This window comes from Burkholderia sp. 4M9327F10 (assembly GCF_005503145.1).
GTDB lineage: Bacteria > Pseudomonadota > Gammaproteobacteria > Burkholderiales > Burkholderiaceae > Paraburkholderia.
The window spans coordinates 1-13,970 of sequence record NZ_SCNV01000107.1; the positions used below are offsets into that span (position 1 = coordinate 1).

13 protein-coding genes and 2 pseudogenes are annotated in these 13,970 nt (G+C 61.4%); 10 read left to right on the forward strand and 5 right to left on the reverse strand.

Annotation, left to right across the window (positions count from 1 at the left end; genetic code table 11):
• Positions 1–48: 48 nt before the first annotated feature.
• Complete coding sequence (locus FFS45_RS40280) at positions 49–2,196, reverse strand: phage integrase family protein (protein WP_137960183.1); 2,148 nt, start codon at positions 2,194–2,196, stop codon at positions 49–51.
• Positions 2,197–2,531: 335 nt separating this feature from the next.
• On the reverse strand, positions 2,532–2,846 hold the full coding sequence (locus FFS45_RS40285; RefSeq protein ID WP_137960174.1) for a hypothetical protein: 315 nt from the start codon (positions 2,844–2,846) through the stop codon (positions 2,532–2,534).
• Between the two features lie 131 nt (positions 2,847–2,977).
• On the opposite strand from FFS45_RS40285, the gene FFS45_RS40290 reads away from it, so the two are divergent.
• The 6 genes from FFS45_RS40290 (at position 2,978) to FFS45_RS40315 (ending at position 6,942) form a co-directional block, all read left to right on the forward strand.
• Positions 2,978–3,577, forward strand: coding sequence for a helix-turn-helix domain-containing protein (locus tag FFS45_RS40290; RefSeq protein WP_137960175.1), 600 nt, complete (start codon positions 2,978–2,980; stop codon positions 3,575–3,577).
• Between the two features lie 86 nt (positions 3,578–3,663).
• Positions 3,664–4,218, forward strand: a complete 555-nt coding sequence (locus FFS45_RS40295; RefSeq protein WP_137960176.1) for a hypothetical protein — start codon at positions 3,664–3,666, stop codon at positions 4,216–4,218.
• Positions 4,199–4,387 (forward strand): hypothetical protein, encoded by a 189-nt coding sequence (locus tag FFS45_RS40300; protein WP_137960177.1) that lies wholly within the window; start codon positions 4,199–4,201, stop codon positions 4,385–4,387. Before FFS45_RS40295 ends, FFS45_RS40300 begins: the two co-directional genes overlap by 20 nt.
• 137 nt (positions 4,388–4,524) lie before the next feature.
• Positions 4,525–6,000: an N-acetyltransferase gene (locus FFS45_RS40305; RefSeq protein ID WP_249363125.1), complete on the forward strand. Its 1,476-nt coding sequence runs from the start codon at positions 4,525–4,527 to the stop codon at positions 5,998–6,000.
• On the forward strand, positions 5,960–6,427 hold the full coding sequence (locus FFS45_RS40310; RefSeq protein WP_137960178.1) for a hypothetical protein: 468 nt from the start codon (positions 5,960–5,962) through the stop codon (positions 6,425–6,427). Before FFS45_RS40305 ends, FFS45_RS40310 begins: the two co-directional genes overlap by 41 nt.
• Positions 6,424–6,942 (forward strand): ATP-binding protein, encoded by a 519-nt coding sequence (locus FFS45_RS40315; RefSeq protein WP_137960179.1) that lies wholly within the window; start codon positions 6,424–6,426, stop codon positions 6,940–6,942. Before FFS45_RS40310 ends, FFS45_RS40315 begins: the two co-directional genes overlap by 4 nt.
• 450 nt (positions 6,943–7,392) lie before the next feature.
• On the opposite strand, the gene FFS45_RS42660 is transcribed toward FFS45_RS40315, so the two are convergent.
• The 3 genes and pseudogenes from FFS45_RS42660 to FFS45_RS40325 all read right to left on the reverse strand — a co-directional run bounded on the left by FFS45_RS42660 (position 7,393) and on the right by FFS45_RS40325 (position 10,239).
• Positions 7,393–8,460: a TolC family protein gene (locus FFS45_RS42660; RefSeq protein WP_283204795.1), complete on the reverse strand. Its 1,068-nt coding sequence runs from the start codon at positions 8,458–8,460 to the stop codon at positions 7,393–7,395.
• A 77-nt stretch (positions 8,461–8,537) separates the two neighbouring features.
• Positions 8,538–8,795, reverse strand: a pseudogene (locus FFS45_RS42870) (TolC family protein); the annotation flags it as partial.
• A gap of 31 nt (positions 8,796–8,826) precedes the next feature.
• On the reverse strand, positions 8,827–10,239 hold the full coding sequence (locus FFS45_RS40325; RefSeq protein ID WP_137960180.1) for an HlyD family type I secretion periplasmic adaptor subunit: 1,413 nt from the start codon (positions 10,237–10,239) through the stop codon (positions 8,827–8,829).
• A gap of 288 nt (positions 10,240–10,527) precedes the next feature.
• On the opposite strand from FFS45_RS40325, the gene FFS45_RS40330 reads away from it, so the two are divergent.
• From FFS45_RS40330 to FFS45_RS40345, 4 genes and pseudogenes are all read left to right on the forward strand, one after another.
• Positions 10,528–10,899, forward strand: a complete 372-nt coding sequence (locus tag FFS45_RS40330; protein WP_137960185.1) for a DUF4148 domain-containing protein — start codon at positions 10,528–10,530, stop codon at positions 10,897–10,899.
• 135 nt (positions 10,900–11,034) lie between these two features.
• Positions 11,035–11,829: an alpha/beta hydrolase gene (locus tag FFS45_RS40335; protein ID WP_137960181.1), complete on the forward strand. Its 795-nt coding sequence runs from the start codon at positions 11,035–11,037 to the stop codon at positions 11,827–11,829.
• 213 nt (positions 11,830–12,042) lie between these two features.
• Positions 12,043–12,615: a helix-turn-helix domain-containing protein gene (locus tag FFS45_RS40340; RefSeq protein ID WP_171029896.1), complete on the forward strand. Its 573-nt coding sequence runs from the start codon at positions 12,043–12,045 to the stop codon at positions 12,613–12,615.
• 141 nt (positions 12,616–12,756) lie between these two features.
• Positions 12,757–13,970 (forward strand): annotated as a pseudogene (locus tag FFS45_RS40345) (hypothetical protein); the annotation flags it as partial.

The window sequence follows — 13,970 nt, forward strand, 5'->3', positions numbered from 1 at the left end:
ACCCCCGACCCCTACGAGTCCCCCCGACCTTTCTGACGGTAGAGCTGCTCAACGCGAGTGTCGGCGGTCGGTCGATGGGGCGCTCGCCTGCTGCAGGAACGATTCGGCCTCCCGGTACTGACGGCCGAGTTCCGCCGTCGCGTAGATGGACGTGGTATCGAGTGAATCATGGCCCGCAAAATTTCTCGCACTTTCGAGGCTCATGCCGTTGGCCAGCGCATGCGACACGAAGGTATGCCGCAGCCAGTGCGTGCTGACCTGCCGGAAGGCTCGGGCGTGCGGGGAGTCTTCGCGCAATGCGGCATTCGTGGCCGTCGCGAAGAAACGCTTGATGGCCTTGTAGAGCTGATCGGGATGGATCGGTCTCGCATTGCGGGCGAGGGCGACCAGTGCGGCGGCGGCGTCCATGCCCTGCGCGGCCGCTTCCCGCCGCACGCGGCTGATGTCGCGCTTGTCCGGGAGTGCGGGAATGAGCGGCGTGCCGGCGGGGCAGGTGAGGGCATCGCGGGGCAGGCCGCGTGATTCGAGATAGTCGCCCAGTGCTTCCAGCACCATGGGTACGAGCGGGATGAAGCGTTCCTTCGCACCCTTGCCGACCACCCGCAGGAGGTGGATGTTCCCGAGGTCGGCGCCGGCGTAGCGCTCGCTGATTTCATCCGTGAAGGCGTTCGCGAGTTCGGCGCGCCGCAGGCCCGTGCTGTAGGCGAGGGCGAGAATGAAGCGCATCCGGTCCGCCGCGGCGGTGTCGGGCAGGGTCTCCAGCACCCCTATGACGAACGCCCAGGCTTCGTGCGTCAGGGCGTGCTCGGTCTTGATCCGGGGCTGGGCGGCGACGCGACGCGCATTGCCTGCCTCGTCGGTTGCGGTGCCGAGGAACACCTTCAGCTTGGCGAAAGCGTTGTGATCGAGGTACTGCGCATTCACCAGATCCCCGAAAAACTTCTTCATCGCCGTGAGCGCGTCCTGCCGGCTCTTGACGGCCAGCGGCCCACGAAACGGCTTCCACCCGGGTTCATTGCGCGGTATCGCCTGTTGCATCACCCACGTTCCAGCGGGCTGCGGATCAACGAGAAACACGTTGATGTACTCCCGCGCGTCGTTGATATTGAGGCTCGACAGTGGCTTGCCCTTCGCGAAGATCGCCCACAGCAGCAGCCGCTCGGCCTCCGTGCGGTATTTTTCACGGGTGTTCGGGTTCTCATAGTCGGCCAGCCAGAAATCGATCGCCTGCTGGTCGTTCTGCGCGCCGCTGTTGTTTTTCAGGAGGTTGCGGTTGGCGCCGGCCGAGCCGTCCAGATCCGGCGGGATCAGGAAGTACTCGAGCGGCACGATGCCCGTCGATGGCGCGCGCCTGATCTGCGGCACGGGCAGCGTGCGCCCGGACGGGTGGACGGTCGCGCTGTCCGCTAGCGCGAGGCCAGGCACATCCCGGTAGTGTTCGAGCCACGCCGTGATGCGGCGGGCACCGGTTTCGCCCAGCCGCGGCACGAGGCGGTACCAGCGGTAGCCGGTCGCACTGATCGTTGTCACCAGCTGGCCGATCGTCGTGATGCCGACGTCCGAGAGGCGTAGCGCCACGGTCACGTCGAACCAGCCCAGCACATGGTGTTCGGGCTTCGGATCTTCGACCAGCAGGCGCGACAGTTCCTCGAGCGCTGCCATCTGTCTCGCGCGCAGGCGTGCGTTGCGCTGCTGCCGGCGCAGCGCCGCCACACCCTCGGCACCAGGCCCGGCGTGCTGCGCGTTGAACAGGTCGAGCAGCTCGCGCTCGGTATAAAAGCCATCCGGGTCATGTTCTGCGGCGAAATCATCGAGCGACGGGAGCGCGGCCGCCGGTGCACCGGGCGCCTGCGGCGGCGCGGCGAGCGCTGCGGGACGGATCGCGAGCAGCCGCGCCGCGCCGAAGTCCTGGCGCTTGCGCGCGGCCGCCACGAACGCCGTGACGAGCCAGGTGCGCGTGCCCGCTGCCTTCCGTGCGTCCCTGCCGAACTCGAGATACTGGTCGGCCAGATCGGACAGATCCAGCCCCTCCAGGTACCCGCGGAAGAACGCGAGGTGCTGCAGGCCGACCCGCCGGCCCTGCGCCTGGGTGCGGCGCGTGTCGCGCAGCCGCCTGCGGCCACGTGCTCCGGCCGGTGTGGCTCGCGCCGCCCCGGTTGGAATTTCCTGAAACTCGACGTCCTGTACCTCGCCCATGCTTCGCATCGTGGCTCCTACGCAAACCGTATTGTTTGATACGCCGGTGCGGTGCGTGACACATCGCCATGCACGACGCCCAGCGTGAGCGCGCCCGGCGAGCTCACGCTGGGCGTCGGCCGCAACGCCTTGTGCGGCGGGCATCTGGCCGCCCTCCTCCAGAAATATACCGGTTTGTCATGAAAAACTTAAGGCCCGGATAGTACAGACTATCCGACCCTTCGTTTCTGGACATCCTGTAGCAGGGCGGTCAGACTGGCCCTCGCCCGGATAAACCTGCGTGGCCACCGTGCCCAGCGGCCCGTCGCCGCCAGCGTTGGGGCCACGCGGAAGGACTAACTGGCGAACTTCGTGCGAATGGCGGCCTCGATGGCGGTCCAACTGACCGGATCGTCGTCGCCTGGTTCGACAGACGGGCGCAGGCGCCAGTTCGTCTGCTCGGAAGCCGAACGTTCGAGCGCGAGCGCGACGAGTTCGGCCGCGCTCAATGCGAAGTGCCGAGGGTGGACCGCCAGCGCAACGGTGCCACCGGCGGGCAGCGGTACATCGGGCGACCGCTTGGGTGCGCACCGAATGAAGAGCGCGTTTCCCGCGTCGACATGCACGCTGACGCCGCGATCAAGCCCGGCATGAAGAAAAAGTTTGGTCATATTGATATTCCAAAGAGGAAGAGGTTGCCCGAGACGTTCGGAGTGACCCGGGCGAAATAAAATTAGCGAAAACTCGGCGCATGCTTGTAAAAGCCGTAAAATGCTTCCACAGACATTTTGGAGCCTATCCTATGAAGCCCACGGCGGTCAATCGCCACAACCTGGGCCGCCAGATCGCGGCGGCGCGTGCCATCGCTGGCTGGACGCGCGTCCAGCTCGCCAGAGCGGCCAACCTTGGCCATGCCACGGTCAAGCTCGCCGAGGACGGCGACGACACGGCCTCCGACGAGGCCCTCGGAAAAATTTGCCGCGCGATCGAGGGTTTGGGCTTCGAATTCATCGACGGCACCGCAAGCATCAGTCTCGCTTTCCACGGACCGGAGAAAGAGTTCGGTGTCACGGCCGACCCGACCATGCCGGGCTACGTGCGGCGGCTCTATCCTAGGACGCTGGATGCGCGTGGTCTTATGCACGACCTGGGCGCCTGTGGCGTCGAGATCGAAAACGAACAGATCCTGCTTGCACAGTGCGCGGCGACGACGTCCTGGGCCGACACCTTCTTCCGGATGGCCGCCGAGGGCCGGAAATCCGGCCTCCGCTTCTTCTGGCGAAATGACGTCAAGAACGAAGACGGCGTTCGCCATGTGCTGAAGCCCTACCGCTTCGACACCGTGACCGTGGATAACCTGCTGCGGAACATCCTGACGTCCGATGAACGGCGTCCCGAATAGCCGCGCCGCATGTTCCACGCGATCATCACAGACGGCGCGACCGATGCCACGACGCGCGGGGCCTTTTTAGTGGAGAATGAGGTGCAATGATCGAATATGTAAGCGACGTCCTGCTGGCCGCGCTTTTCCCGCCGAATGCCGGTGGCCCGGGCATCTTGCGCATCGCCGGGCCGCTTCAGTTGGACGCGACGATCGAAGCGAGCGGTATCGACTTTGACGGAACGCGGCATCTGGTGTTTTTCGCCGACGTGATGACCTACGCGGGGCATGACGAGCAGTTTTTGCGGGAGACGGCCGCCGCATGGAATGGAGGCTTCGCGCCCGCGCCGGTGTCACGCCTGGTCAAATTTTTTCGCGCTGAAGCAGACCGTGAGACGATGTTCTACCCGGACGAATGGCCGCTGCCGGACCCCGCGATGATCTGGCAGTTCAGCGAGGCGCTCGGTATGGCACTGGTCGCGCATGCTGACGCCTATCCGTCGACGTCGCAGTACTTCTACATGCCACAGACAGGCAAGCTGGACGCGCTATATAATAGGCTCGCTAGGAAATTCGAGCGCGGCGAGATGGGAACAACGTTTCGCTGTGTGACCCGGCCCGCATCAGACGAAGGAGGTTTTTATGGCTTTGAACGCATCTAGCAAGCTTCGCCCGAAGGTGATAGCGCTGCAGAAACGCGGGGTCGCCGTGATCCTCCAGCGTACCGAGGAGGCGGCCAAGAACGGCGCACTGACGGAAAAGAAGGCCCGTGAAACGTATCGCACCACGGTGCGAGTACGGACGCGGCGCACTGCGGACTCGGAATCGTAACCGGTTCGAAGCTTTTTCTGCCCGAACAAGGCGCCACCGAGAGGTGGCGTTTTTGTTTTGAGCGGTCGAACGGTCCGGACGGGCACCGAAGCAAAAAAATATACTGAGAGGTGTAGGTGGCTCTACGACTGCGCATCTTGCTGGATACCAATATCCTGATACCCCTTCAGGATTCGCTTGTCGTGCTACAGCCGAACCTGGCGCACGTTCATCAGCTATGCAACGGGCGGCACGAACTCCTCTACCACCCGGCTTCCCGCCGGGACATCCAGCGCGACAATGATGCCGCGCGGCGCGCACGCACCTTGGCGCGACTGGATCTGTATAGCGAGTTGCCAGAAGGGCCCGCGTGTCCCTGGAATGTGCCGGGGACGTCCGAAAACGACAAGTGCGACAACTCGATCCTTTTCGCGCTGGAGCGCGACGCGGCGCATGTGCTGGTGACGGAGGATCGTGGGCTGCACAGAAAGGCGCTGGCACGGAACCTCGGCAGTCGCGTCTACTTCATCCAGACAATCGAAGATCTGCTGAGTCGACTTCACGAGCCGGCAGCCGTCGAGTTGCCGGACATCGTTGACGTTGAACTGAACGAGCTGACGCCCCAACTGGCGGATCCGTTCTTCAACAGTCTGCGCGATGGATACGCCGGTTTCGACCGGTGGTATCGCGCAAAGGCGCGCGAAGGACGTCATGCTTGGATCTACCGGCACGGGCCGGCAAATGATCTGTCTGCCATCTGTATCTATGCCGTGCAGACAGACGAAGCGTTCACCGACGCCGGCGATGAGCTTGCCGGGCGCGCGCTGAAGCTTTGCACCTTCAAGGTCGGCGAACTCGTCCGCGGGCGCAAGATCGGAGAACTGTTTCTTAAAATGGCGTTCCGCTACGCGACGGCGAACGCCTGCGAGCACGTGTTCATTGACGTCCGGGAAGACGACGATCCCGACCAGAGCCACCCGGAACTGGTTGCGCTGCTCGTTGATTTTGGCTTCGAGCGCAGGGGCACGCATAACGGAGACAGCGTATTCGTAAAACACCATCCTGTTACCGCGCCCGTTGCTGATCCCCGCGCGGCCGATCCGTTTGACTACACGCGTCGGTTCTATCCGCATTTTCGCTCCGATCTGGCCATCCGGACGTTCATCATTCCGATCAGGCCCCAGTACCATCGGGTCCTTTTTCCGGACTGTCCTGGAAATGAGGAGCAGCGACCCAATGGCCACGGCGAACATGTCGGCAACGCGATCAAGCTCGCCTATCTGTCGCACTCACCATCCGCGCAGATCCGGCGCGGCGATGTCGTCCTTTTCTATCGCGGGTACGATAGCCACGCCGTCACGACGCTGGTCGTGGTCGAAGATTTTCGTACGCTCACCGATGCCAACGAGATCGCGCAACTCGTGAGTCGCCGGACTGTCTACACGGACAATGAGATCGAGGCGATGGTCCAGCATCCGTCGGGTGTTCGCGTCATGCTGTTCCGAACGATTGAGCACTTTGAACACCCCGTGCCACGAGCATCGCTGCCGGCTGCGGTCCGCGGAAACATTCAATCTACCCGTTTAATCTCTGATGACACTTTTTCCCGAATCCTCCGAACAGCTGGGCGGTAGAGCCGTTCTGCTGTCGGTCAAGCCGCGCTTTTGCGATCAGATTCTCGCGCGCAGCAAGCGGGTCGAGTTTCGTCGAAGCTGGCCCGCCGGTACCGATATCGGCGTAATGGTTTTGTACTCATCGTCTCCGATTCAGCAACTCGTCGGCGTGGCGTTCGTTGACCACGTGGAGGAACGCGACGACGAGGGCCTCTGGGCGCTCGCGTGCCAGTTCGGCGGTGGTCTAGAACGGGACGAGCTTACCGGCTACTTTCATGGAAAGAAGAAAGGGTTCGGCATCCTAATCAATGAAGTGAGAGTTGCTCCTGTGGCCGTTGATCCCAAGGATCTCTTTCGGGATTTCAGGCCACCGCAGTCGTATCAGTATCTTTCGCCAGCGGAATTCTCGCTGGTGATGGGCCGTCTATTTCCCGGAGAAGAAAAATGAAAAACACGTTTGTGGCGGGCATCCACGCCGTTGGTAAATCGTACCTTTGCGGTCGCGCTGCGGCTTCCGGTTGGGTACATTCATCTGCCAGCACCCTTATCAAGCAGGAACTGGGCGGGGCCAACTGGACAGGCGCAAAGCTCGTCGACGATCCGGACCGGAACCAGAAAGCGCTGATCGCGGCCGTGCAGCGGATCAATGCTGATGGACAACGTCTGCTTCTCGACGGTCACTTCGTTCTCCGCGACGCAAGCGACAAGTTCGTTTTTCTCGGCGCGGATGTCTTCGCGGACCTGAACCTCGCCGCAGTAGTCCTCATCGAAGCGTCCGCTTCGTTGATCGCTGAGCGTTTGCAAAGTCGCGACGGCGTCGCGCGCCGCGTTTCGGATATTGAGGAGTTTCAGCTTGCCGAGCGGCAACAGGCAGAAACGGTTTGTGCTGCATTGATGCTGGAGCTGACCGTACTGAACGCGCCAACAGACGAGCAATTCCTCGCGGCCCTGGGCAATAGTTAAGGCCTCCAGGGATTATTCGTGTACTGACCGGCGAGGTTGCATCTCGATACATCGGTGCGAGTCCCGCGACCATTTCGAAGGCCGCCTCCATAGCCGACAGAGTTAAGCTGAACTCAGCCACCCGGCGGCATCTCGGATGACGCGCTTGTTGCGGCGCGGGGGCGATTGCGTGCGCTCGATGAAGCAGTATCCGTAGCCTTTGAGGCTGGCGGTCGAATGCGCAACAGTGTGCTAGCATACTACTGTGTTTTTATACAGTATCCAGGGTATGAATCAGCCGGCGCACAACTTGGAGGAACTGCATCAGTCGCTGTGGCGCGGCACACAGTTGGCCCGCGCTCGCGGCCACACGCTCGACACGGGCTATGCAAACCGAGGTATGGCCGGGATTCGTAAAAAATCTGCCACATCTCATGCTAGTACATTGATTTTTATGATGAATTCGTGCTCTCAATGCATTTCGATCGACTCCAGACTCCACATCCCCAACTTTCCCAGTCTCGATGCCAACTGTAGCCGTGCCGAGCGCCAGTCGGTCAGCGCTTGAATACGCTGCTTGTTCGCATTGGCGAGCGCCGATTGCGCATTGAGCAGTTCGAGGATGCTGCCCACGCCGATCTGATACCGGCGCTGCGCCGCTTCGAACGAATGCCGTGCGAGTGTCAGCAGGTTCGCGCTGTTATCCAGATTCTTCGTCGCTCCCTGGAGTGACTGATAGGCGTTCCAGACGCTCAGCCCGACCTGCTGCCGCGCTTCGGCCAGCAGGTCGACCTGGAGCTCGGTCTGCGCCTCTGCTTGCCGGACCTGATAGGTCCGCGCGAACCCTTCAAAGATCGGGATCGTTACCTGAAACCCCAGATACCATTCCCGGTGCGTTGCTGGGAACACAGGAAACCCGAGTTGCAAACTGGTCGGCTGATTGTTGAAGTTGTACTGGGCGACCAGATTCAGGCGCGGCAGTCCTTCGGCCCGCGTCTGCGCCACCTTGGCCTTTGCGGCTTCGACTTGCGCCACGGCCGCCGCAACACCCGGATAGTTGTGCTGCGCATCCTCGATCAGCGCCGCCACCGATTCACCGAATTCAGGATCGGGTTTCACACCGTCGCCGACATCCGGCAGCACGATCTGCGTGGTCGGCGCGAGATTCATGTCAGACGCCAATGTGCCGACCGCGCTAGCCCAGTCGCTCTCGGCCTTTGTACGGCTCACGACAGCCTCCGCATACGCGGTCTGCGCCTGCAACTGGTCGCTGATCGCGGCCACGCCTCGATCGGTGCGCGCGGTCGCTGCGTCGGCGCTGGTCTTGGCCGTATGCTCGACTTCGCGGGCCGCCGAAAGCGTGCCCTGTACCGCCTGCGCCGCATAGAAATCTTTCGCGACTGTACCGAACACCGTTTGCAGGACGGCAAGCTGATTGGCTTGCGCGGCAGCCAGAAGTTCGTTTGCGTTGCGCAGTGCGGCCGAGCGGCCGCCGAAGTCGTACAGCACCCAACTGAGCGACACGCTCGCGTTTTGCAAATTCTGCCGTAGTTTGAATCGTATTGGGGGTACCCCGTGACGTGATTGCGCGCGATGTCGCGCGTGCCCTGCCAGTTGCCGTTCAGGGTAGGAAGATAGGCAGCGCGACCCACGCCAACAGCCGCCGCCTCAATCTTGACGTTGGCCCACGCCTGGCGCGTTTTCGGGTGATTGCATAGCGCGCGCTCGACCGCATCCTGTAAGCGCAGCGGCGTCGGTAGTTCGCCGAACGAGCATACGCCCTCGTCGGCCCCGAGCAGATTGACGGCGAGCGTGGTCGGCACGGCGCTGTTCGTCAGCAGCGGGTCGAACGCCCACGCCGTCGCGCTCACCATGCCGATCGCGAGCGCGGTGATCGTTCTATGCTTAGCGCTCACGTAGACTCTCTTGGCCGGTCTGGATCACTGGATCGAGGAAATAGTGCGCGACGCTGCGCGTGCCCGTCTTGATCTCGGCCGACACGGCCATACCAGGCATCAGGTTAGTCCAAGTATCGTTTGCACGTATCCGGTTCGTCGTGAGGCGAATCCGGATTGGGAACGTCAGCCCGCGTTTGCGATCTGGGACAGCATCATTGGAGACTGTCTCGACCGTGCCATGTAGGAATCCGTAGCGGGTGTACGGAAACGCCTCGACCTTGACGACCGCGGGCTGCCCGACCTTCACGAAACCGATGTCCTTGTTCTCGATGTCTGCCTCGACTTCGAGTGCGTCATCCGGCACGATTTCCATCATGGGTGATGCGGCCGTCGCGACGCCGCCCAGCGTATAGATCTTGAGCTGCTGAACAGTGCCAGCGACCGGCGCTGTCAGGCTCAGCAGCTTCTGGCGCGTATCGGCCTTGGTTTCGTCATTGCGACTCTGCGCCAGTTGCTGGTTTGCCTTGTCCAGCGCATCAAGCTGCTGCCGGCGGTATGCGGACGTCAGCGCCGCGACCTCGGCGCGCTGCTGCGCGATCGCCGCGGTCAGTTCCTGCGCATGGCTGCGCTGCGCCGCCAGCTCATGCTCCTGGTTCAGCGCCGTCTGCTCCTTGTCCAAATAGTCGGTGCGCGCGACGTATTTCTCATTGACCAGCGACGCATAGTCGTTCGCCTGCCGGCGGGCCAATGGCGCGGTCGACTCCAGCTTCGCGATCTGCTGGCGCGTGGTACCGAGTTCTGCCTCGCGTTTCATCAACTCGGCTTGTGCACCGTTCAGCTTGTCGCGATATTCGGAGTAAATGTCGTCAGCAAAATGCTGTGCTTCGAACTGCTGCGCGTCGCTCGCGTCGTCGACCTTCGCCAGAGACGGCGACGTGCCTGCACCCTGAGCTTGCAACAGCGCGCGACCGCGCTCAGCCGTGAGCGCCGCGTCAAGCCGACTCTGACGAGCCTTGTCCGCGTCGGCAGCCGCCTGCGTCGTATCGAGTTCCATCAGCAACTGGCCGGCCTGCACACGTTGCCCGTCACGCACCAGAATGCGCCGCACCACGCCCGTGAGCGCGGGCTGGATCGTTTTAACTTGCTGCTTCGGGATCAGCTTGCCGGGAGCAACAGCGACGATGTCGAGCTTTCCGATCAGCGCAATCAGCACAATCAGAGCGGCCATCGCGACAACGACCCGCATCGTCCACATCGGCAGTGGATGCACGGGTGTCTCAATCAACTCGAGGTGTGCGGGCAGAAACGCTCGCTCATGAGCGAGGCGATGCTGCGTATCGTTCTCGATACGGACTCGCCACGCTTCCCGAAACACCGCGCTGTATCGACAGAATAGCGCACCAAGCGCCTGAAGTTTCATGGTCGTGATCTGGAAACGGATCAAGCGTTTTGAAGGGCGATCAGATGTGCGTAGTAGCCACGCAATTCGAGCAGTGTTTCGTGTGTGCCCTCTGATGGGAATCAGATTGCCTACGTCTCCCCCTCGTGAACAGACGGTACTGATCGAGTGCTTACCTTCGAAAGAAGCGCTTTTTTTGTTAACAGGCACGGAATATTCAGTGATCGGCGCTGTTCACCCTATCGTAGTCCACGATTTCCATATCGACGTCGAGAACGTCTTCTCTTTAGCAAGGATTGCATCATGAACATGATCACACGCCACCTTCTCTCGTGTTCCATCGCGACGCTCGCAATCGGCGTCACCGCTGTCGCTCATGCGGCGACGAATGCGCCGTTGACCCGTGCCGAGGTCCGCGCGGATCTCGTCAGTGTGGAGCACGCCGGCTACGTGCCGTCGCGTGGCAACGATATCAACTACCCGGGCGACATCCAGGCAGCGGAAGCAAAGATCGCGGCGCATGACGCACATGACGCGAAAAATACGTGGGCGGCGCAAGGCTACGGTGGCATGCCCGAAAACGGCAGATCAGCGGCTGGCGTACCGAGAATCAGCCGGCCAGTCACGGGCAGTTCCTGCGTCGGCCCGGCCAGTTTCTGCAGCGTGTACTTCGGCAGCTAAGTGTGCAGCTTCATCATAAGTGTTCGGCACCTCATAATAATTCGTCATCCTACATAAAATTGCAGAAATATTTTGTATCCACGTGCCGGACGCTTGAAAAAGCAGCCTTCACATCACATAAATTGGGAGTCTTACATGATCATCCGCTCTGTTGTCGCCGTAGCAATTGCGTTGTCTGCCTGCGCACTGACCTCTGTTCCCGCTCTTGCACAGAGCGCATCCGCCACAACGCCCTCCGTGAAGAACATCGTCCTGGTACACGGTGCCTGGGTTGATGGATCGGGCTGGAAACCGGTCTACGACATTCTGACCCGCGACGGCTATCACGTGAGCATCGTCCAGGAACCGCTGACGGCGCTCGCCGACGATGTCGCAGCGACAAAGCGCGTCATCGACCTTCAAGACGGTCCGACGCTGCTCGTTGCACACAGCTACGGCGGCTCGATCATCACCGAGGCAGGCACGGATCCGAAAGTCGTTGGTCTCGTCTACGTCGCCGCCCACGCGCCGGACGTCGGCGAAGACGAATCGGATCTCGGCAAGCGCATGCCGAGCTTCACGTCGAAGCAGCCCGGTGCGATTCAGAAAACCACTGACGGCTATACATTCCTCAATCCGGCCGTTTTTCCGCAGGATTTTGCGGCTGATCTGCCACCCGCCCAAGCGATGTTCGAAGCACATTCGCAAATTCTCACCGCCGCGAGTGTATTCTCGACGCCGATGGATGCGGCAGCTTGGAGGACCAAGCCGAGCTGGGGTATCGTCGCTGCTGCCGACAAGATCATCAATCCCGATCTCGAGCGTTGGTATTACGACCGCGCGCATAGCCACGTCACCGTGCTCAACGGCGCGAGTCATTCCGTGTACGAATCTCGTCCCCGTGACGTGGCCACTGTTATTGAACGTGCAGCCCAACACGTACAGGGTTGACTCAGCCTGGAGCATAGACGACGCATAAACGTTGTCACTACCCAGCTATTCAGGAGGGGTGTCGCTACCTGGAATTCCAAGGTATAGTCGCCCCGCTGCTCACGTCTGCAGCCCAGCGTTTTCGGGCTGCCTCTCACCTGCCCCCTATCTCGTGACGCCATGGCTCGCCAATCAGAACCTGACGTGCCCCCCGCTCAATCGCCTCGCAGTCGCATGAGTGGTGAGGCGCGCAAGAATCACTTTCTCGACATGGCGGCGGAGATCGTTATCGAGAGCGGCGTCGCAAACGTCACGATGGATGCGGTCGCTGCACGATCCAGCGTAGACAAGCGGCTCGGCTATCGCTACTTTTCCAATCGTGACGATCTGCTCGAAGCGCTCGTCCATCGTGAACTTGAGCGTATGGCGCAGCGAGTTGAGGCTGCGTTGCCGTCCGGCGCGCCTTTTGCCGAAAAGCTCGCGGTCAACACTCGCATCTGGTTATCCATGCTCACTGCACAGGGTCCCCTGTTACGCCGCCTTCTGTATGACCAGGGTCCGCTCGAAACATATTCGGGCGCGATCCGGCAGGCAGCCGTCACCAACTGGGCAGCAACGCTCGTCGCTGAAACAGGGCTACCCGAGCGCGACGCAACCACCGTGACACGCATGCTGTTGGCTGCCCTGATGGGGGCAATCGAAGCGCTCGAGGCCGGCGACTCATCACTGGATACAATCGTCGAGCTGTATGTCGCCACGGTAGTCGCAATCATTCGGACGGCCATTGACCGCGTAAGCGTAGGCTGATCCGGACATACCCTCGGTACGCGACTCGCAATTGTCCTCACCATTAAGTCACGGTATAGTGACTTAATGGTGAGGACAATTGCCGCTGTGTGTCGCCCGATCCCACGATCCTACAGCGGCTCTGCACAACAGGAGCCCTATATGGTGGAGACGAACAAGACAGATGGCACGAGCCTCGAAACGCACTCGCTTGAGCGATGGGAAATCGCAAGCTGTGAGCCGAGCACCGAAATACCTCCATCGATTCCGGTGAACCTGCGTGACTGGATCGCGGCCGCCGCACCCGGCGATACGTATCTCGCTCTGCATGCGGCAGACAGACTCCCTCATCCGTTCGAGCGCGAGAACGAACTGGCATGTGCATGGGTCGCGGATCGCGAATGGTGGTGGCGTACGAGCTTCGATGCAGTACCCGCGCAGCAAGGCGAGCGTGTCGAACTGGTTTTCGACGGGCTCGACACGTATGCATCGGTTTGGCTCAATGGCGAATTCCTCGGCAACAGCCGCAACATGTTCGTGGCGGCCCGTTTCGACGTCGGTCCGTTGCTACACGATGACGTGCCCAATCAGGTGCTCGTGTGCTTCACGCCACCAGCCATCGCAGCCGCAGGCAAGGAAATGGCCACTTGGGATTTGCTCGCAGATCCCATCAAGACATCGAAGCGCCATTTTCACCGCAAGGCACAGTTCGGCTGGGGCTGGGACTGGGGCCCCAGCCTGCCGACAGTTGGCATCTGGCGCCCGGCGCGCTTGGAGCGGCATCACATCGCCTCGCTCGATTCCGTCCATTTCACGACCGAATCAATCGGCACGGTAGCCCGCGTCGCGATCGAACTGAACATCGACCCGTTTGCCGTGCAGGACGAGACGCTCGACGCGGCCATCACGCTACTTGCACCGGATGGCTCGGTCGCCGCAACCCAAACATTTGATTGGGATCTTGCATCGCGCTCGGCACGAATCACGCTCGACATCGACAATCCGAAGCTATGGTGGACCCACGAACTCGGCGAACCATCGCTCTACACCTTGCAAATCGAGCTAGCGCACGCAGGTCGCATGGTGGATCAACGCGCGATTCGCGTAGGCATCAGGACGATCGCTTTAGATACTTCACCGGATCCAGATGAACCGGGATGCGATTTCTTCCGGTTCGTGCTGAACGGCGTCCCGGCCTTCATGCGCGGCGTCAACTGGATACCGGCTAGTTCATTCGTCGGTGCAGTGCAAGTCGACGAGTACCGTCGGCTGCTCACCGACGCGGCGGCCGCCAACATCAACATGGTGCGCGTCTGGGGCGGTGGGGTGTACGAAACCGAGGGGTTCTACGACACGTGCGACGAGTTAGGCATCAT